General features: G+C 60.7%; 15 protein-coding genes. 10 read left to right on the top strand and 5 right to left on the bottom strand.

What is annotated here, in order from left to right; genetic code table 11:
• Positions 1-468: 468 nt before the first annotated feature.
• The 8 genes from rpmH (at position 469) to NXY83_RS20810 (ending at position 6,192) form a co-directional block, all read left to right on the top strand.
• Positions 469-606 (top strand): 50S ribosomal protein L34, encoded by a 138-nt coding sequence (gene rpmH, locus NXY83_RS20845; RefSeq protein WP_003800212.1) that lies wholly within the window; start codon positions 469-471, stop codon positions 604-606.
• Positions 607-646: 40 nt separating this feature from the next.
• On the top strand, positions 647-1,057 hold the full coding sequence (gene rnpA, locus NXY83_RS20840; protein WP_258804090.1) for a ribonuclease P protein component: 411 nt from the start codon (positions 647-649) through the stop codon (positions 1,055-1,057).
• Positions 1,050-1,442 carry a membrane protein insertion efficiency factor YidD gene (gene yidD, locus NXY83_RS20835; RefSeq protein WP_258804089.1) on the top strand — a complete coding sequence of 131 codons (393 nt, stop codon included), beginning with the start codon at positions 1,050-1,052 and terminating at the stop codon, positions 1,440-1,442. The genes rnpA and yidD overlap by 8 nt, the downstream gene beginning before the upstream one ends.
• 15 nt (positions 1,443-1,457) lie before the next feature.
• Positions 1,458-2,429 (top strand): membrane protein insertase YidC, encoded by a 972-nt coding sequence (yidC, locus tag NXY83_RS20830; RefSeq protein ID WP_258804088.1) that lies wholly within the window; start codon positions 1,458-1,460, stop codon positions 2,427-2,429.
• Positions 2,429-2,995, top strand: a complete 567-nt coding sequence (locus tag NXY83_RS20825) for a protein jag (protein ID WP_258804087.1) — start codon at positions 2,429-2,431, stop codon at positions 2,993-2,995. The genes yidC and NXY83_RS20825 overlap by 1 nt, the downstream gene beginning before the upstream one ends.
• Positions 2,996-3,016: 21 nt before the next feature.
• Positions 3,017-3,667 carry a 16S rRNA (guanine(527)-N(7))-methyltransferase RsmG gene (gene rsmG / locus NXY83_RS20820; RefSeq protein ID WP_258804086.1) on the top strand — a complete coding sequence of 217 codons (651 nt, stop codon included), beginning with the start codon at positions 3,017-3,019 and terminating at the stop codon, positions 3,665-3,667.
• An 89-nt stretch (positions 3,668-3,756) separates the two neighbouring features.
• Positions 3,757-4,824, top strand: coding sequence for a ParA family protein (locus NXY83_RS20815; protein WP_309484108.1), 1,068 nt, complete (start codon positions 3,757-3,759; stop codon positions 4,822-4,824).
• A gap of 63 nt (positions 4,825-4,887) precedes the next feature.
• Positions 4,888-6,192, top strand: coding sequence for a ParB/RepB/Spo0J family partition protein (locus tag NXY83_RS20810; protein ID WP_258804084.1), 1,305 nt, complete (start codon positions 4,888-4,890; stop codon positions 6,190-6,192).
• A gap of 4,665 nt (positions 6,193-10,857) precedes the next feature.
• Here the strand turns inward: NXY83_RS20810 and trxA are convergent.
• The 5 genes from trxA to NXY83_RS20785 all read right to left on the bottom strand — a co-directional run bounded on the left by trxA (position 10,858) and on the right by NXY83_RS20785 (position 16,949).
• A complete protein-coding gene (gene trxA / locus NXY83_RS20805) occupies positions 10,858-11,184 on the bottom strand; it encodes a thioredoxin (protein WP_258804083.1) in 327 nt (108 codons plus the stop codon).
• Between the two features lie 38 nt (positions 11,185-11,222).
• Positions 11,223-12,179 (bottom strand): thioredoxin-disulfide reductase, encoded by a 957-nt coding sequence (trxB, locus tag NXY83_RS20800; RefSeq protein WP_258804082.1) that lies wholly within the window; start codon positions 12,177-12,179, stop codon positions 11,223-11,225.
• 269 nt (positions 12,180-12,448) lie between these two features.
• A complete protein-coding gene (locus NXY83_RS20795; protein ID WP_258804081.1) occupies positions 12,449-14,047 on the bottom strand; it encodes an ABC transporter substrate-binding protein in 1,599 nt (532 codons plus the stop codon).
• A 166-nt stretch (positions 14,048-14,213) separates the two neighbouring features.
• Positions 14,214-16,388: a murein biosynthesis integral membrane protein MurJ gene (gene murJ / locus NXY83_RS20790; protein WP_258804080.1), complete on the bottom strand. Its 2,175-nt coding sequence runs from the start codon at positions 16,386-16,388 to the stop codon at positions 14,214-14,216.
• A 60-nt stretch (positions 16,389-16,448) separates the two neighbouring features.
• On the bottom strand, positions 16,449-16,949 hold the full coding sequence (locus tag NXY83_RS20785; protein ID WP_258806371.1) for an NUDIX hydrolase: 501 nt from the start codon (positions 16,947-16,949) through the stop codon (positions 16,449-16,451).
• Positions 16,950-17,156: 207 nt separating this feature from the next.
• Here NXY83_RS20785 and NXY83_RS20780 point away from each other — a divergent pair, with 207 nt between their 5' ends.
• Entirely contained in the window at positions 17,157-18,665 is a 1,509-nt protein-coding gene (locus tag NXY83_RS20780; RefSeq protein WP_258804079.1) for a CCA tRNA nucleotidyltransferase, read from the top strand.
• Positions 18,662-19,246, top strand: coding sequence for a histidine phosphatase family protein (locus tag NXY83_RS20775; protein WP_258804078.1), 585 nt, complete (start codon positions 18,662-18,664; stop codon positions 19,244-19,246). The genes NXY83_RS20780 and NXY83_RS20775 overlap by 4 nt, the downstream gene beginning before the upstream one ends.
• Positions 19,247-19,487 lie beyond the last annotated feature (241 nt).

The following is a 19,487-nucleotide window of genomic DNA, read 5'->3' as shown; positions in this document are numbered from 1 at the left end:
CAATGGGTTCCCTCAAAACTTGCTTTGCCTGCATTGCCTGCAGCCCCAAGTCCGGAACCAGGATGCTGGCCCAGCTTAATCCACAGGGTTATGCACAGTCCGTGGATAATCGGCTACTGGGCCACTCTAGGGGATGAAAAGCCTAGAAGATAGCTGGCAAGTAGCTTGTGGATAATTACACCGTTGTGGTTCCGAAAAGGGCCTTGTGAGCCACTTCATCCACAGGCTCAGCGGCCAGGTTAAGCACAGCTGGGGATAGCTGCAGGACCGCCCTCCGGTTTGACTCAGGGGCTTAAATTGCCTAACGTTGTGAAGTCCTTTGTGTCCGCTTTTTGGCCCCATCTGAATCTCTCAGACGCTCCGCGTTTGAGCAGCCGGGGGAAGCGTGCATATACAAAACTTAGCGTCGGCCAGTTCTTCCCCATACTGATCGGGTGGGCGCACCTTTGATCCACTGGAGTAACTAACGTGAGCAAGCGGACTTTTCAGCCGAATAACCGCCGTCGAGCCAAGAAGCACGGCTTTCGCCTTCGTATGCGTACCCGTGCCGGCCGCGCCATCCTGGCAGCCCGCCGTGGCAAGGGCCGCACCGAGCTGTCGGCATAAATAACTGACTTGTCGGTAGACGTCTCTTTGCGAGTTTAAGGTGCTGGCCGCCCGCAACCGCTTGAGGACTGCAACCGATTTTTCAACAACTGTACGTTCCGGTGTCCGCAATGGACGCCGGAACGTAGTGTTATATGCGGCAGCCATTGCTGCCGACGAACCCAGCCGGATCGGGTTCATCGTTTCCAAGAGTGTAGGGAACGCTGTGGTCAGGAACCTCGTTAAGAGGAGACTAAGAGAAGCAGGTGCTGCCTCGCTGCGCGAGCATGGCACCGGCTTCGCCATAGTGGTCCGGGCGCTTCCTGCGTCCGCGTCTGCCAGCTGGGACCAGCTGCTGTCGGACTACAACGCTGCACTGGAATCGGCGCTGACCCGGCTGGCGGGCCGCCTTCCTAAGGCTGCCGCGAACGGTTCGGCCGCTACAACACAGGAGGGGACCCCGCGTGCGTAACACCACCGTCGTCGTCGCCCGCGCTTATCCTGTAGCCGCCGCCGTCGGGATCTTCCTGTGGAACCTGCCCCGGAACATCCTCATCGTGTTGCTCAAGGCCTACCGCAAGGTGATCTCACCCCTGTACGGCCAGGTCTGCCGTTTTTTCCCTTCATGCTCGGCCTATGCCCTTGAAGCGGTCACTGTCCATGGCGCCGTCAAGGGAAGCTGGCTGGCTGTCCGCCGCCTTGGCCGCTGCCACCCATGGAATGCCGGTGGTGTGGACCATGTCCCCGCCGGAAACCGGGAATGGCCCGAAAGCCAGGCCCCCACAATTGTTGTGCTGAACAACCCGGACAAGTACCTGGCTGCTCGGACTGATGAAGAAGGCCGCAGTGCGGCCTGACGAATAGGGATAAGTATGGACTTCTTTGAAACAATCATGTTTCCGTTCAAATGGCTTGTATCCATCATCATGGTGGGCTTCCATGAGGGCCTGAGCGCCATTGGCATGCCTGGTGCCTCAGGCTGGACCTGGACTCTCTCCATCATCGGGCTGGTGCTGGTGATCCGCGCCGCCCTGATTCCCGTATTCGTGAAGCAGATCAAGGCGCAGCGCGGCATGCAGCTCCTGCAGCCTGACCTGAAGAAGCTCCAGGACAAGTACAAGGGCAAGACCGACCAGCTGTCCCGCCAGGCCATGGCGCAGGAGCAGATGGCGATGTACAAGAAGCACGGGACCAACCCGTTCTCCGCGTGCCTCCCCATGCTGATCCAGATGCCGTTCTTCTTCGCACTGTTCACGGTGCTTTCCGGTATTTCAACGGCAAGCCGTGAGGGCAAGGGCATCGGTGCCATGAGTCCCGAGCAGGTGGTGCAGTTTGATGACTCCACCATTTTCGGGGCTACGCTGTCCGCTTCCCTGCTGCACGGCGGGGAAGGAAACCAGACCGCCGTCTGGATCCTTTCGATCATCATGATCCTTGCCATGACGGCCTCGCAGTTCATCACGCAGAAGCAGATCATGGCCAAGAACATGTCTGAAGAAGCCATGGCCAGCCCCTTCATGCGCCAGCAGAAGATGATGCTCTACATCCTGCCGATCGTGTTCGGCGTGGGCGGTATCAACTTCCCTATCGGTGTCCTCATCTACTGGACCACCACCAACCTTTGGACAATGGGCCAGCAGTTTTTCGTCATCCGGCGCATGCCGACGCCGGGATCCCCCGCCGCCAAGGCCCTTGCCGAACGCCGTGCCGCCAAGGGCCTTCCGGCCCTGTCGATCCTGAGCGGCAAGAAAGATGAAGCAGCGGACGCTGCTGCCGCGGCCGCCGTCGTCGAACCCAAGGTCCAGCGTGTCCAGCCACAACGCAAGAACAGGAAGAAAAAGTAATGTCAGCCGAGAGTACCGAACACGCCCTTTCTGAAGAGATCATCGAAGATCAGGACGAGTCCGTGAACGAGGAGACGTCCTCTCCCAAAGTGTCGGCTGTCAGCCGCCTCGAAGAAGAAGGGGACATCGCGGCCGACTACCTGGAGGAATTGCTGGACATCGCTGATATCGACGGCGATATCGACATCGAAGTCCGCAATGGCCGCACCTATATTTCCATCGTTGCCGAAGAGGAGACCGATGGGCTGGACAGCCTGGTAGGCGAGGACGGCGAAGTCCTCGAGGCCCTTCAGGAACTCACCAGGCTCGCTGTCCTGTCCGCCACAGAGAACCGGTCACGGCTGGTGCTGGACATCAACGGATACCGGCAGGAACGTACCGGCCATCTGCAGAAGATCGCCGAAGACGCTGCCGCTACCGTGAAGGAAACCGGCCAGTCTGTAGCCCTGGAGCCGATGAGTGCCTACGAGCGGAAAATCGTTCACGACGCGGTTGCAGACCTGGGCCTCGTCAGCGAGTCCGAGGGTGAAGGCACCGGACGCCACATTGTCGTATCCGCAGACTAGAGAATTGCTGACCCGATAATCATGGTTGACATCACGGCAGCTGAGCTGCTGGCCGCTGAGAAGATTTTTGGCGATCGGCTTGAGCTGGCCAAGCGCTACGTTGAACATCTGGCTACCTCCGGCACAGAGCGCGGCCTTATTGGCCCACGGGAGATTCCCCGGCTCTGGAGCCGCCATGTCCTCAACTGCGCAGTCATCGAAAGCGAGATTGCCCAAGGCAGCCACGTGGCCGACGTCGGCAGCGGCGCCGGACTCCCCGGCCTCTGCCTGGCCATCGCTCGTCCGGATCTTGAGGTGACCCTGATTGAGCCGCTGGAGCGCAGGGTAATCTGGCTCCAGGAAGTGGTGGATGACCTCGGACTGGACAATGTCACGGTGATGCGCACCCGCGCCGAGCTCGCAGTGGGTCAGGTGGAAGCCGATGTTGTGACTGCCCGGGCAGTATCTGCCCTGAGTAACTTGGCCGGGCTGACCATCCCCCTTCTCGCCGGACACGGTGAGGTTGTCGCAATTAAGGGCCGCAGCGCCAGCGAGGAAATCGAAAAGGCTGCCAAAACGATCCGTAAATTGGGCGGCGTGCAGACGTCGGTCCTTACCGTTGGTGACAACCTGCTCGAGGAGCCCACCACGGTTGTACGCATCGTTGTAAACAAGTCCCAAAAGAAACCCTAGTCCTGGCCCGGTGACCGTAGTCTGGCGGGTCAAGCAGTTAGGCTAGTCAACGGCAGCAAAATTGGCTGAACGAGAGTGAGTGTGCCCCAGTGACCAGTAGTGAAGCCTCCGCACAACGGATACCGCCGTTTGTGTCATTGGGGTCAGCTCGTTCTGTCGCTGGTCCCGTCCTGGCCCCGGGCAGAGGTGGAAATCACCCTAAGCAGGTTACTAATTCCGGTACGGCTGCCCTTGTTTCACGTGAAACAACCTCTTCAGGCCGAACCAACATCATCGATGCAATTGATGATTCCAGTCCAATTGCGCGGGAACTGGCCCATGAAACCAAGCGCCGTGAGCGTCTGATGGGACGCCGGCTCCCGACGCCGGAAAAGACCCGGATCTTCACCGTGTCCAACCAAAAAGGCGGTGTCGGAAAGACCACCACTACCGTGAACATTGCGGCAGCCCTGGCCGCCGCCGGGCTGAACGTCCTGGTGATCGACATCGATCCCCAGGGCAATGCCTCCACAGCTTTGGGTATAGAACACCACGCTGACGTGGACAGCATCTACGACGTCCTGATCAATGACATGGCATTGGCCGATGTGGTGGCGCAGTGCCCTGACATCGACAAGCTGATCTGTGCGCCGGCCACCATTCACCTGGCCGGGGCCGAAATTGAGCTGGTGTCACTGGTGGCGCGCGAGCAGCGCCTTCGCCGTGCAATTGACGTGTATGCCAAGGCGCGGGAAAAGAACGGTGAAGAACGTCTCGACTACATCTTCATCGATTGCCCGCCCAGCCTGGGACTTTTGACTGTAAACGCCTTCTGCGCAGCCAATGAGGTCCTGATTCCCATTCAGTGCGAGTACTACGCGCTCGAAGGGCTGAGTCAGCTTCTCAAGAACATCGAGATGATCCAGAAGCACCTCAATGCCGATCTTGTTGTATCCACCATCCTGCTCACCATGTATGACGGTCGGACCAATCTCGCTGCCCAGGTTGCTGCCGAGGTGAGGACGCACTTCCCGGAGCAGGTGCTTTCAGCAGTGGTTCCCCGCTCAGTGCGCATCTCCGAAGCACCGAGCTATCAGCAGACGGTTATGACGTATGACCCATCCTCCAGTGGTGCGCTGTCCTACTTGGAAGCCGCTGCTGAAATAGCAGAACGCTAAAATCTTCAAAACTGCAACGACCGGAGCCGGCAATGCTGGTTCTACCACTGGAGGGATTTACCCATGAGCGAGAAGCGACGGGGCCTAGGCCGCGGTCTTGGCGCGCTGATTCCAAGTTCCGCCGCATCCAATGGGCAGGGCAACAATGGTGCTGCCGTATCCCGTCCGGTCGACCTCTTTTTTCCTGAGGGCCGAAAGAAGACGGAACCCTCGGACGATGCTGCCGTGGAGACCGCAAAGTCCGTTGCCGACAAGCTGATCTCCGCGCCTGATTCCGAGACTTCCACGAAGTCTTCGTCCGAGAAGAAGGATTCCTCCAGGATTGTTGAATCCTCCGAGCCTGATCCCAGGGCTGCTGCCGACAAGATAGCTTCCGATTCGCCTTCTCCAGCCGAAGCGGAGCGCTCTGCCGGCAAGAGGACGGCTGCCAAGGAGACGTCCAGCGAGAACCTCGAAGAAGAGGCACCCTCTGACCCGGCTCCGGTGAGTACTGCACCTGAGCCCCTCAAGGAGTTTGCCGGCACCGACTCCGGTGTGGAACTTGTTGAGGTACCGGGCGTGCGGTTCGCCGAAATTCCCGTTTCTGATATCCACCCAAACCGTAAGCAGCCGCGTTCTGTCTTCGATGAAGACGACATGGCTGAGCTTGTTCACTCCGTTCGCGAAATTGGCGTCCTCCAGCCAATCGTGGTCCGTAAGTCAACCGAAACCGGTAGCGAGCCGTTCGAGCTCGTCATGGGTGAGCGCCGCTGGCGGGCTGTCCAGGCAGCTGGACTGGAAACCATCCCCGCCATCGTCCGGGATACCACCGATGACGACCTGCTGCGCGATGCGTTGCTGGAAAACCTGCACCGCAGCCAGCTGAACCCGCTGGAAGAAGCAGCAGCCTACCAGCAGCTCCTGGAGGACTTCGGCACAACCCATGAGCAGCTGGCGGACCGGATCGGCCGTTCACGCCCTCAGGTGTCCAATACGCTTCGGCTGCTGAAACTTCCTCCACTGGTGCAGCGCCGTGTTGCTGCAGGTGTGCTGTCAGCAGGCCATGCCCGCGCCCTCCTCTCGCTCCCCGATGCTGCCGCCATGGAGCGTCTGGCCCAAAAGATTGTGGCTGAGGGTATGTCCGTAAGGGCAACAGAAGAGGCCGTCACCCTGTACCAGGATCCGACAAAGCAAACGAAGAACAATATTCCCCGCCCTGGCGCACGCCACGAGCGTCTCGACTACCTTGCGTCGTCATTGTCCGACCGCCTGGATACCAACGTGAAGATCTCCCTTGGTGTCCGTAAGGGTAAGGTCAGCATCGAGTTTGCGAGCGTCGAGGATCTGAACCGCATCATGGACGTGCTGGCCCCCGGATCAACCAACTAGGCTGACACTAAAAAGGGGCTCGGTTCTCAAAGAATCGGGCCCTTTTTCTGTATGGCCCCACAATCTCGTCCTCTCCCTATGCAAAGGACCGCGCTACGCTCCCCCGCCAGGTTACCGGCGCTCCAGGCTGGGATTTGCAAGTCAGGTCAACTTCTTCTGCGGCGGCCGTTGTATCCAGCCAAACGCTCCCCGCCTCGGGTCTGATCGCATAGGGAAGTGAGGAATAGTGCCCTGTCTTAAGTTTCCTCTCATAAGGTTAACGCCAGTCGATTTTTGGCCTAGCTTCGGCTAGGTCCAGAAGTTTATCGGATTAGCAGGATCGGTCAGCAGTCGCGTTTTCGGTGCCGATCTGGCGCCGATGAGGTCGCGTTCTGGCGGAGCCGTTTCACGTGAAACAGTTAGTCTTGGCCTACTCTTGGTCTTCCACCCCGGTCGCTGTTGATGAGGAGGAAGGGGCACCTCGGAGTCACCGAGGGATCGCATGAAGCCGTTAGTGCAAGTTCGCATCATGGGTCTCCAAAACTGGATTTGGAGCCTAGCCTTGCGTTTCGATGACAAACTAAGACTGAACCGGTGGAGCACTTGCACTTCTTCCCTTTTGTGCGGGTTGCCCTCCTTTGATAGGCCATCGCGCTTCTCTGCCCATATAGTGCAAAAGCGGCAGCTATTAGCCGACATAGAAATGCGGGCCGCTTGAGGCTGTCGACGAGGCCTAGACGGACCTGACCTCCCACTGCCGCCGTTCGGCGGGCCCATGAGCTGTCCAGGGATGCAGCAATGACCTGCCGCATACGCGGACTGCAGAAGCCGCATGCTGGCAACACCTTAATGGGCGGTTGCTATGTGGGATCAGTCGCCGTGTTAGCGGCTAGTCACCGTGGAACTGGGACGATCCACCATCAGAAACCACGTTCACGTTGGGGCAGTGCTCGGAGTGTTTCACGTGAAACTGGCTCTAGGTGGTGCGGCCAGCAGGCCGGACTGTTTCATGCAGTCGAGATCACCATAGTGTGCAGTGGGTACATGTGCGAATGGCGGTGACCTCGCAACGTTTCACGTGAAACGCTGTCAACCGCCCTATGCCCGGTGGCGATGGCCAGTACTCAGAAGGCCCACGGTCTCCTGCTGACGAAGCCCGTGACCTTGATTTGAAGAGCAGATTGTCCTGCTGGGCTACGAGATGGAACAATGGTGTCGTGTCTCACTGCCTCCGCAAGAGTTGCTAAGCCAGCCGTGGATGGCCTTCGCCTGAATTGGAATTGCGGGCGTGGCAGTATCGCATCTAAGTCGGTATGGCCATCTATCGCTTCCAGCCACACCCGTTGCACGTCCCCCGTGCGATTTGAAACGCCAGGTCCCTACTGGAAACTCGTGAACTGTAAGAGCCGGCTATGGGCGTGCTTTGTCTGTGGTGCTCCGCTGCGGGCGTGCTTTGACTTTGGTGCTCCGCTGCGGGCGTGCTTTGACTTTGGTGCTCCGCTACGGCCGTGCCTTATCTGTGGTGCTCCGATACGGGCATGCCCTACTTATGGTGCTCCAGTACACGGGTGCCCTACCTGCATGCTTGCGAAGGTATCCCCTTCTTTCTGGGCAACAGCAGGTCGCTGAAACGGCACGGGACAGGATCATGACGGGACGCTACAATCATGCAGCTATTGGCGACTTCAATATTTGGCAATTTCCCCCAGTTCCTCTACGTAGCGCTGTCGGGACCGCTACCGCCCCTATGGTGGGCGGCCTCGAAGCGATGCTCGGACGGGAACGAATCCAGTTTTGAACAGCAGCGATTCAAGGCATGCACTGGCAGGTTGGCCGCAGACCAGGGGAAGCAGGAAACCAGCGATAGGCAAGTCAACTTGGGGGGAAGCGCTAGATGGTGTCACTTTCACTTTAGACGTCTGTGCCGCAGATATCCGACGCTCGACGGCGATCCTAAACATCCCGGAGGAACAGGGCGCTCCGCCCCTACAGTTCCTCAGGTCCCCCGCGGCGGCAGGCCTTCTCAAGTCCAGACCAAAGGTCCGTCCTGCTGTGGATTGTGTTGTGGATATCGGTGTGGATAACTGTGTGGACAAGGCCGTGGAGATGTCCGGTCACCTGCATGCGCTAGTGCTCTTGGCAGGAAGTTCTTGGCTGTCCCTGTTCGGCGACGGTTATAGGGACTACGGGTGTTTCACGTGAAACACCGACAGCGCGCAACAAAACAGGTGCACGCTTTCGCGTTTCAACCCCTCAAGGGTGCCTGGTCATTGCTCGTGACGGCGAAACCGCCCGGGATGGTGAATTTGAGAGTAGCTACAGCGAACGACTTGCTTCACGCTATCGACCTAGGCCGTGGCCCACTGGGTGGTATCAATATGTTCTTCGTCACAGGAAAGCCGCCGCCTGTGGAAAACGCTGTGCATAAGCGCCGACGGTACCTGTGGAAAACCTGTGGAACAACGCGCGACCACACCGAATTGGGAGGTGGCAGATTTGCAATTTTTGGGGTGTGGTTCCGGCTGGACCAAGACAGCGGACCCATGGTGGGACGTTGAAGGACCCCTAGGAAGCTCGTCCTTTCGGCCGAGTAATTCTTCGTGCCGAGTATTCCCGCGGCGCTATGCTCCCCGCTGCAGGGCACACAGCGCTGGGATGATTAAGTCTGTGGCGTGGTCTTGCTGCCTGGGCAGCAGTAGTACCGGAGTGGATCACAGACGTCACCGCCAGGCCCTGTTTGGCTGGACTACCGGCGTGAAACTGGGCTCGCCTGGAAACGGCTAGCTTAGTCACTTGTGGTCCGGATTCTGATGTCAGCCCTGTATTTGGACGGATTCGAATTGGGCCGGCGTTCTATATGGAAGCCTGTCGCCTACGGTACGTTTCAGCCAAAATATTCACGAATTCCTCACTGACTCAGCATCTGTGATGAGAAGGCTCGTTTGCTCTTCGTTAAGTCAAGCCTTGTGTCCGCGAGGGCTTGATCTGGCGTTCGCGGGGTGCCACGGGGCGGGATAAGGCTGTTTCACGTGAAACATCACCCTGCGCTTTCTACATCGCAAAAATGCTTCGGATACACGAGTTGCTGCAGCTTCTGCATGGCAATGAGCGGCAACTGGAACTCTCCTCCGCCCTTGCGTGGAGGCCATCGCGGTAGGCCACATGCTGGAAGGGGTACGGAAGGCGCCTGGCGGGTACACCTATATTCGATCAGGTCCACGCCGGAAGCCTGTTGCTCAGCGTGGTTGTTCCTGAGGGCGGTCTCGAAGCCGAGGGTTCCGCCTAAAAGTCGCAAGCTTCACAAAGGGCTTTCTGCCGAAGTCGAGGAATTGTTGATCGGAGGTACCTTTGTCCCCGTACCACCTGTGAGGCGCCGATGTAATGCGGCTGTATGTGGACTGGCGTTATACGCACTTAGTGCGCGGCTCACGTCTACAGAACTTTGACCACGTGCGACCTTTGTCCTGTCCGGCTGCAGCGGATTCCAGCGGTCCCTTAGCCCGGCCTGAATCTGTCTAGGGTTGGTTTAGGTGTGATACTTGGAGATGCGCGATGGGTTTCCGTTCTAGGTTCATCGAGGACCGAGCTTGAAGCTGTTATGTCGGTAGTATCCTGCTGGCTACTCTGGCCTGGGTTTCGGACGACGCGATTGCAGGTTGTTGCTGGTTCTAAACCGCGCCAGGGACGGGGCCCGCCTTAGCCAGCCCTTCGCTGCGCGCCGTGAAGCCGACCGACGTGCCTCGTCTCGTCCCAACCGTACTCCACTCGTTTTTGCCGGAACCAGGTGTTGATGTTTCACGTGAAACTACAGCTGCCCCGACCACCCGTAGCTCGAAGTCCTTTGAACACGAGAACTAGGGCCAAAGATGTGAAGCGTGGAGCACCACCACTGACGGGACCTGCTTGGGGGGGAAGCATCAAAACAAGTGCTGCTTGTGCTGGGGAGCACGCCATTATCAACGGTTAGATCTTGCTCCGCCATTCCGTGTAAGGGTCCATGAAGCGCACAATAGACGACTTCCGGGCGAATTGAGTATGGTTGCGGGTGAAGCTCTGGAGGGGATGGCCTTACCGGGTCGCTCTCCGATTATGGTCCAGGGAGTCCAGGTATAGGCCGGTTCCCCATTTTGGGAGTGATGACGGGGACGATGATTCGGAGGTAGGCGGGAACGCGAGACTCAGGTAGTGCCCGCTACCCCCAACTTCGTTCTGGCGACCGGGCGGTCGTGTTGTTTCACGTGAAACAAGTATCGTTTTCCGCCAACCCAAAGAGCGCTTTGGAGACCGAGGCCCGCGAGTGCCGTCATTTCCGCTACCAAAAGCTGTTTGAAGCCCTCGGTGTCGCCTGTCTTCCCCACCGGGGGCACAGTCCTGCTCTGCACGAGGCTCGGGAATTGCTTATGCCTGGTTGGAAGAGGTGGAGACGTCAAGTGATGACTTCAGTTTCCCCGCCAAGCCAGAAGTGCAGACGCAGGACGGAGCAGGCGCTGTTTCACGTGAAACACCTGGTTTAGAGATGCTACCCATTAGGAAGTCCAGGCCGGCGCAGAAGGTTGGATCACCATCACGAACGCGAGCGAGGGGTCCCCCGGCCAACCCAAATTGGTACCCAAACAAAAGTGGCCACCGCCCCAGGGGCAGTGACCACTTTGTTCTCCCCGGTAGTCAACCGGAGGGACGTCATGCTCAGGAAAGGACGTCCGAGAATTCCTTCTCAAAGAACTGCTTCGGCTTCGCACCGATGACGGTGTTCTTCACCTCGCCGCCCTGGAACAGGTACACGGCAGGAATGGACGTGATGCCGTATTCGGCTGCAATGGCGGGGTTGTCGTCAACGTTTACCTTAACGACATTCACCTTCTCGCTGTACTCAACGGAAATCTCATCGAGGATGGGTCCCAGTTTGCGGCAGGGCCCGCACCATTCGGCCCAGAAATCCACGATTACCGGCTTCTCGGAGGACAGGACGTCTGTCCCGAAGCTTGCGTCAGTTACGTCTTTTGCGTTGCTCATAACCTTTGTCTTTCTCTTCGGATAGCGATTGGGCGAAACTATGCGGGCAGGTCAGCCAGGTAGTGTTCTACGTCGATGGCAGCAACGCAACCGGAGCCGGAGGCGGTAATGGCCTGGCGGTAGGTGGGGTCAACGACGTCACCGGCAGCGAATACACCGGGAATGCTGGTCCTGGAACTCCGGCCCTCAACCGCGATCGTGCCCTCGGGGGTCAGCGTCAGGACGTCCTTCACAAGGTCAGTCCTGGGGTCATTGCCAATGGCGACAAACACACCCGTAACCGCAAGATCGGACACCGCACCGTCTACCAGATTCTTCAACTTGAGGCCGGTGACTTTGTCCTCGCCAACAACGTCCTCGACCGTGCTGTTCCAGATGAAGTTGATCTTCTCGTGGGCAAGAGCGCGGTCTGCCATGATCTTGGAAGCTTTGAGCGAGTCGCGACGGTGCACAACCGTAACTGATTTCGCGAACTTGGTCAGGAACAGGGCCTCCTCCATAGCAGAGTCGCCACCGCCGATGACGGCGATGTCCTGATCCTTGAAAAAGAAACCGTCACAGGTTGCACACCAGCTGACACCGTGGCCCGAAAGCCGCTTCTCGTTAGGCAGCCCCAGTTCCCGGTAGGCGGATCCGGTTGAGAGGATAACTGCTCTTGCCTGGAAGCTCTCCCCCGTGGCGATCGTCACCGTCTTGACCGGGCCTTCGAGGTCAAGCGCCGTTACATCCTCGAACTGGATTTCCGTTCCAAACCGCGCTGCCTGCTTTTCGAAGTTCTCCATGAGGTCCGGCCCCATGATGCCATCGGGGAAGCCCGGGTAGTTCTCGACATCGGTGGTGTTCATCAGTTCACCGCCCGCAGTTACGGAGCCTGCAAGCAACAGTGGCTTGAGGTTGGCGCGAGCCGTGTAAACGGCCGCCGTGTAACCAGCCGGACCGGAGCCGACAATGATGACATCACGCACTTCGGGCGCGGTGTTTTCTGCGATGGTCACTGAACGGTGAACCTCTTCCTTATTCGACGCACCTCCCTGTGGAGGCCGGCCACATGGCACAACTGCTACTGGATGCTGAATATTCCGGCGCCTGGAACCGGAAGAGCACCGGTTGGACGGCACCATGCCAACTCCGCCAGACACTCTTTCCAGATTACAGTCCCGCAGCCGCTGCCGATGACGCGGGCGTGAATGCATTACAAGTGCATAAAGACAAGCGGCCCTCCCCAGCTAAGGGAGAGGGCCGCAAAAGACGCTGGTGCTGAAGGCTACTGGACCTTGATCTCGGCCAAGCGGATCCCAAACCCATAGCGGGTCTTGGGTGCAGCAAGCCGCGGAAGTGAGTTGATCGAAACGATCACGTACTCCGCCTCTGCGGGCTCCGCCAACGGCATGTTCAGGTCGGTGGAGGTGAAGCTGTTGGTCCCTACGGCTTTTGCTCCGTCCAGGGAAGGCCGGTCATTGGTGTAGACGGTGATGTTTCCACCGGAGCCGCCAAGCTGCGAGAGCGTGATCGACGAAACCGTGGCCGGCTTCTCCAGCTTCACCATCAGCGGAACGCCCTGCGGTGCCAGACCGCCCCAGTTCTCGCTGGCAAATTCCATGTCCGACCAGTAGCTTGCCGCATTCCCGTCGTAAGCCTTTGCCAGGTCACCGTCGAACGTTGCGGCGAAGTCGAAGTTCCCCTGGCGGCTGACACTTTCAATGGCCGGCGGTACAGCCGGCGGAGCGGAGCTGGGCGCCTGGGTGGGCGCGGATGAAGCTTCCGGAGCGCTGGTGTTGGTGGCTGCCGGGGCCGGGCTGTTCGCCTGGGGCTGGGAAAGGAGGCTGCCCAGATTGGTCACGGCGAAGACGAGCCCTGCGATGAGGACCACTGCCAGGAGCCCGCCCACCAGCCAACGCATGGACCGCGGTTCACGTTCAGGCTCGTCGCTGTCACCGTCATGGTTGCCCTGGTCGGCGAAGGAAACCCCAGCAGCAGCCGGAGCTGCCGCCCGGGCAAACATGGCTGGTTTTTTGTTGACGGGCTTGGGATCCTCGGCCGGTTTTTCATCGTGGTCATCATGACCCTGCTGGTCCGCCTGCGCGTAGTCGTCATCGGACCAGAGGGATACCTTGGGCCTCCCGGACGCGGCTTCACGGGCTGAACTGCCAGAAGAAGATCCGGCGGCGGAACCAGTGGATGCAGCCTGTACCGAATGCGCGGCGGTGGCATCCGGATCAGTATCGGCTCCAGCCGCCCCGCCACGTGCTGCTTCATCGCGTGCTGCGGCACCGGCTCCGGCTGCAGCACCCGTTGCGGCTGCCCCGCCAACAGCGGACGCCCCCGCGGCTTTCCGGCCCGCTCCAGGCGCTGCCGAAGGCCTCACCGGAGGTTTTGGCGGCGCAACGGGCGCCGTTCCATAGGGGTCCACCTGGCTGCGGTGGGTATCCCCATAGTTGATGTACCCGGCGTCGACGTGATCTTCGTCGTCGTAGGGTTCCGGCTCGTGGGACCGGGGCTGGCCAAAGATCTCGCTGCCCAGTGTGTCGGTGAAAAACGGCTCCACATATGGAGGATTCGACGCCACTGCGAGGTCCAGCAGATCTGCTGCGGACGTGTGGTTGGTGATGAGGTACGTGGCTGCTTCAGTCACGCCAAGGTCCAGTACCTGGACAGTACCGGGCCGTTCACCGGTGGCAACCTCACGGGCGCTTTGGGCCACCTGGTCTGTGTTCCCGGGTCCGGCAACCAGGATGCTGACCGGCCGGTTCAGGACCTGATCCACACCATCCAGCACCAGATCGTGGTCGTGCGAAGCCAATACAGTGGCTGTGACCTTGTAGCGGCCGCCCAGTACTGATCCGACATCGATCGGGTTGGACACGTGTTCCTCCTAGACTTTCCGGGATTGCCGGCATAGATGATGCGACCGCCGTTCATGGACCAGCCACGCGGCGTGCCCCTGAATGCAACTCCCCCTGTACCTTTTCGATCCTAGCGGATTGCGTCCGGCGCACCGCAGACAAAGGCGTCGGGAAACGGCACGTCAGTTACTTTTTCCGCGGCCGCCGCCGCTTGAAATAAGGGTTCTCCCCTGCCTTGCCCTGGAAGGTGCGCCGGCCGGGCAGTTGGATCTGCTCACGGAGCAGGCCTCCGCGGGCGGTACTGGGCTGATCCTCACCTGGCAGGTAGCCGCCGTCGGGCGCCCCGTGAATGTCGGCGTCGTAAGAGTCCGCGCGGCCCGCACGGTGCTCCGGCGCGGGGCCGGCGCGGAAGGAAGCCGCATCAAATTCGCCGGAAATCCGGGGAATGAGGCCCGTGTCAACGGACGTGGTGGAGCGTTCGGCACGGGCAGGGCGTTCCACGGCGGGCCCTGCCTCCACCGAAGGCGTTCCCTCGGGAGAGGACGACGGGGGGACCCCGCCTGGTGCCGCGGGCGCCGCGGGGCGGCCACGGCCAAAGCGGCCAAGCAGCGGCCGGAGCAGGTCGCGAAGTTCAGCCACGCGGAACAGTTTGAGCAGGAAGAAGTAGACCACCAGCATCACGGGGCCCACCACGATGACCGTGATCAGCGCCGACAGCCGGTCCTGCCAAGCGAATCCGTCCGGGCTGTAGCTGCCCATCAACCACAGTGCGCCCGCGCCCGCGATGGCTGATCCCAAAGCGGCGTAACCCATCCGGATGTAGGAATTTGCGATCCTGGGTCCGTCGAGGTGTCCGAGGAGGCGCCGCAGGAAGTAGGCGCTGATGACCACGGACAAAATGTTGCCCACCATATAGAGGACTGCGATGGCGTAGATGATCTGGTTTACCGGCAGGAACTGGATGGCGAACGCGCCGGCAACGTAAACCACGGCAAGCTGCAGCTGGACGTAGAAGGGGGTGCGTGCGTCCTCATTCGCGTAGAACACCCGCGACATCATGAAGTTGGCGCTCATGAAGGGGGTGCTCAGGGCCAGGATGGTGAGCGTCTGCGCAAGCATCACGCCGTCCTGGCGCAGGCCGCCGGAGAAGAACATGCCCAGCGGGCCGGCCAGGGCAAACAGGGCCAGGGCACCAAATACAGTGGCCACGGCCATGGTCCGCAGTCCGTGCGAGAGGGCATCGCGGAGTTGGTCGCGATTGCCGTCCTGTGACGCACGTGTCATCCGGTTAAAGAGGACGGTGGCAAGCGACAGCGCGATGATGGAGTGCGGCAGCAGGTAAAGCTGGCTGGCCACTTCCAGCACCGCGTTGCCGGGCAGCATGTACGCGGCCGGGTCGCCCGCCTGCTGCAGCCGGATGCGTTCCGCGCCGGGAATGGTGGCGATGCGCATGACGTAGAGGAAGGCCAGTTGCCCGACGGCGGCCGTCAGGAGCGTCCATACGCTCAGCTTTGCCGCCTGGCCCAGTCCCACTCCCCGCCAGCCGAACCGCGGCCTTAGTCCCAGTTTCAACCGCACCACGGGGATCATCAGGATGGCGGTCTGGGATACGACGCCGATGGTGGAGAACCCTGCCACCAGCAGTGTTTGGGTGTCGCCCCAGTTGTCCAGCGTGTGCGGGTTGAACTCGTTGGCGCCGAAAATATAGATGAACATGCCGAGGCCTGCGATGGCCACCAGGTTGTTCAGGATGGGCGCCCACATTGCAGGACCAAAAGCGCCGTTGGCATTCAGGATCTGCGTGAGCAGGGCGTACAGCCCGTAGAAGAAGATCTGTGGCAGGCACCAGAAGGCGAAGGTGACGGCCAGGGCTTTTTGTTGCGGTGAGTATCCCTGGGTGGTGAGCTCGATGACCCAGGGAGCTGCCAGTGTCACCAGGGCGGTCAGCCCCAGCAGGAGCAGTACAGCAAGCGTCAGCAGCCGGCTGATGTAGTCCGCTCCCTTGTCCGGGGCTTTGCTTGCCTTGATGATCTGCGGCACCAGGACGGCGTTGAACACACCGCCGGCCACCAGCAGGAAGATCAGGTTCGGCAGGTTGTTGGCGTTGATGAACGTGTCGTTGACCGTGGAGCCGAGTCCCAGGGCCGTGCCCAGCATCCAGGTCTTTCCAAACCCGAGGAACCGCGAAATGAGCGTCCCCGCGGCCATGATGGCGCTGGAACGCGTTTCACTCGCTTGCACGGCCCCTGGTTGGCCGCTGTCCACGGGGGCCCCGTCGAGAGGGGCGCCATCTGCAGGGACGCCAGCTGCAGCGTCGCCGGGCCGGCCGGGTTTGTCGGAAGGAAAATTGGAAGCTGACATCGAGTTCATCGTCTCACCCGAACGCCCCTATCACCGCAACACCGGCACAGGCGGCGCCTCTTAGAGGTGTCCGGGCAGGACCTCGCGGGCGAGGTCGGCGATGCGCCGCTCATTGGGGAAGGACAATTTCCGGGCCAGCTCCTGGATGGGCACCCAGGCCACGTCCACGGCTTCCTGGTCGGGATCGTTCTCGATGGTCAGCTCGCCGCCGGTAGCGCGCAGGAGATAATGGTGCACGGTTTTATGGACCCGGTGGCCGCTGACCGTGAACCAGTAGTCGATGCTTCCCAACGGGGCAAGGATGCTGCCCTCGATGCCGGTTTCTTCGGCAATCTCCCGCACCGCGGCCTCTTCGTTGTTTTCCTTGCCCTCCGGATGGCCCTTGGGCAGGCACCACTCGAGGCGCCCGCCGCGGTTAAGGCGGGCGATGATCGCAACCCTCAACCCGGCGTCGGACGTATCCACCACCACGCCGCCGGCCGAGACTTCCTCGACCGTTGGCAACGAAGCCGGTGCCGAATGCTGGGCAGGCGCAACGTGCGCACCGATTGCCGACGGCAATGGTGCGTTCGTCCTCCTGCCGGGAGCGCTCGGTACTGGATGGGCCATGGAGTCCACTCTAACGACTGTTGCCCGTTCGTGATGACCGGAACATGACTCCAACATGGACGGCATATGACGCAGTTTCGCGGCGGCGGACCGAATCAAAAGGATCTTGACAGTATTTTGGCCTGCCGGGGCGCTGGTTTCTGCCAAGCTTAAGTAACTATGGCGCACGCACATCACAAGACTGATTCCCACACCGTCGATTTCCAGGTGGACCCGGTGGTCCTGGAGCTCGGGCAGCGCTTTGTCGACGCCGGCCACGAACTGTCTTTGGTGGGCGGACCGGTGCGGGACCTGTTCCTGGGACGCACCTCGCCCGACCTGGACTTCACCACGGACGCCACCCCGGACCAGACGGTCGCCCTGATCAAGAAGTGGGCGGACAACTTCTGGGAGATTGGCCGGGCCTTCGGAACCATTGGCATGCGCAAGGACGGGTTCCAGATTGAAATCACCACCTACCGGGCAGAAGCCTATGACGCCGAGTCCCGCAAGCCGGTGGTGGCGTTCGGCTCGTCCCTGACGGATGACCTGCTGCGCCGTGACTTCACCATCAACGCCATGGCCTTGAAACTGCCCACCATGGAACTTGTGGATCCGTTCGGAGGCGTCCGGGACCTGCACGCGTCCGTGTTGGCCACGCCCGGGGCACCTGAGGCGTCCTTCTCCGATGACCCTCTGAGGATGATGCGGGCTGCCAGGTTCGCGGCCCAGCTGGGAGTGACAGTCCACGACGACGTCCGGGAAGCCATGACCCGCATGGCCGAACGCATCACCATCATTTCCGCCGAGCGGGTCCGCGACGAGCTGGTCAAGCTCATCTGCGGGGCTCAGCCCCGTGTGGGTGTGGACCTGCTGGTGGACACGGGTCTCGCCGAATTCGTGTTGCCCGAAGTGTCCGCCCTCCGCCTCGAGTCCGATGAGCACCACCGCCACAAGGACGTCTACCAGCACTCCCTGCAGGTTCTGGAACAGGCAACCCAGCTGGAGACGGACGCTGACGGCCCGGTACCCGCCCCCGACTTTGTGCTGCGCTTCGCAGCATTGATGCACGACGTCGGCAAGCCGGCTACGCGGCGCTTCGAACCGGGCGGGGCGGTCAGCTTCCGCCACCACGACATGGTGGGCGCCAAACTGACGTCGAAACGCATGAAGGCCCTGCGTTTCGACAATGACTCCACCAAGGCCGTTGCGCGCCTCGTGGAGCTGCACATGCGCTTCTACGGCTACGGCGAGGCCGGCTGGAGCGACTCGGCGGTCCGCCGGTACGTTACCGACGCCGGTCCGCTGCTGGAACGCCTGCACCGGCTCACCCGTTCCGATGTCACTACCCGAAACCAGCGAAAGGCTGAGCGGCTGGCTTTTGCCTATGACGACCTCGAAGCCCGCATCGCCGCGCTGAGGGAGCAGGAGTCACTGGATGCCGTGCGCCCGGACCTGGACGGTGCCCGGATCATGGAACTGCTCAGCCTCAAGCCCGGCCCAGTGGTAGGTAAGGCCTACAAGTTCCTGCTCAACGAGCGGATGGAACACGGTCCTTTGCCCGTCGGGGAAGCGGAAGCCCGGCTGCTCCGCTGGTGGGCCGAACAGCCCGAATCGGCACCTGCCGCAGCGGAGGCCGGAATGTCTCCCGCCGCCGTCGAACCTTTCCCTTCTGAGGAGACCCAGTGACCGATCCTGCCCTTGTCCCCCGTCCCCAGCTCTGGATCCTCCGCCACGGGGAGACCGAGTGGTCCAAGAGCGGCCAGTACACCGGGCTTACGGACCTCCCGCTCACGGTGGAAGGTGAACAGCAGGCCGTGGAAGCGCGGAAGGTGCTCGACGCCGTCGACTTCGACCTGGTGCTTACCTCACCCCTGAGGCGTGCCCGGCGGACCGCGGAACTTGCCGGGTTTCCGGACGCGCAGCACGAACCGCTGGCAGTGGAATGGAACTATGGCGACTACGAAGGCATCAGCTCCGACCTGATCCGGAAGGACAACCCCGACTACCTCATTTGGACCCACGGTGTTCCAAACGGCGAGACGCTGGACGAGGTTGGCGCCAGGGCCGACAAGATTATCGGCCGGATCCTGGGATCCGGAATGGACAACGTGCTGATCGTTGCGCACGGCCACTTCTCGAGGATCCTCACTGCCCGGTGGCTGGAACTGCCGCCCACTGAGGGCCGGCACTTCATCCTTGGAACGGCTAAAGTGTGCACGCTGGGCTGGGATAAGAAAACACCGGCAATTGTGCGTTGGGGACTCTAGGAAAGTCTCTTTATAAGAACTTTGGGGGAATCTCCTGCAATAAGTAGTCACCGGAACATTCCTGGTGTACTTTTATTTCTGACCCCAGAGTAATCTGCCAAGGTCAGCGGCCCGGTTGCACGCTCTAATTGCACCGAACAGTAGAAAAGGAGGTTGGGAGAAATGATGACTTTGACTGGCGGACGGAAGACCACTGTCGACGCGTACCCGGCCTCTGCGCACAACGCGCGCCTGTTCCGGG

This window comes from Pseudarthrobacter sp. NS4 (assembly GCF_024758005.1).
Classification (GTDB): Bacteria; Actinomycetota; Actinomycetes; order Actinomycetales; family Micrococcaceae; genus Arthrobacter.
Note: the sequence above shows the minus strand (reverse complement) of the source record. Positions and strands in the feature narration are given on the sequence as shown.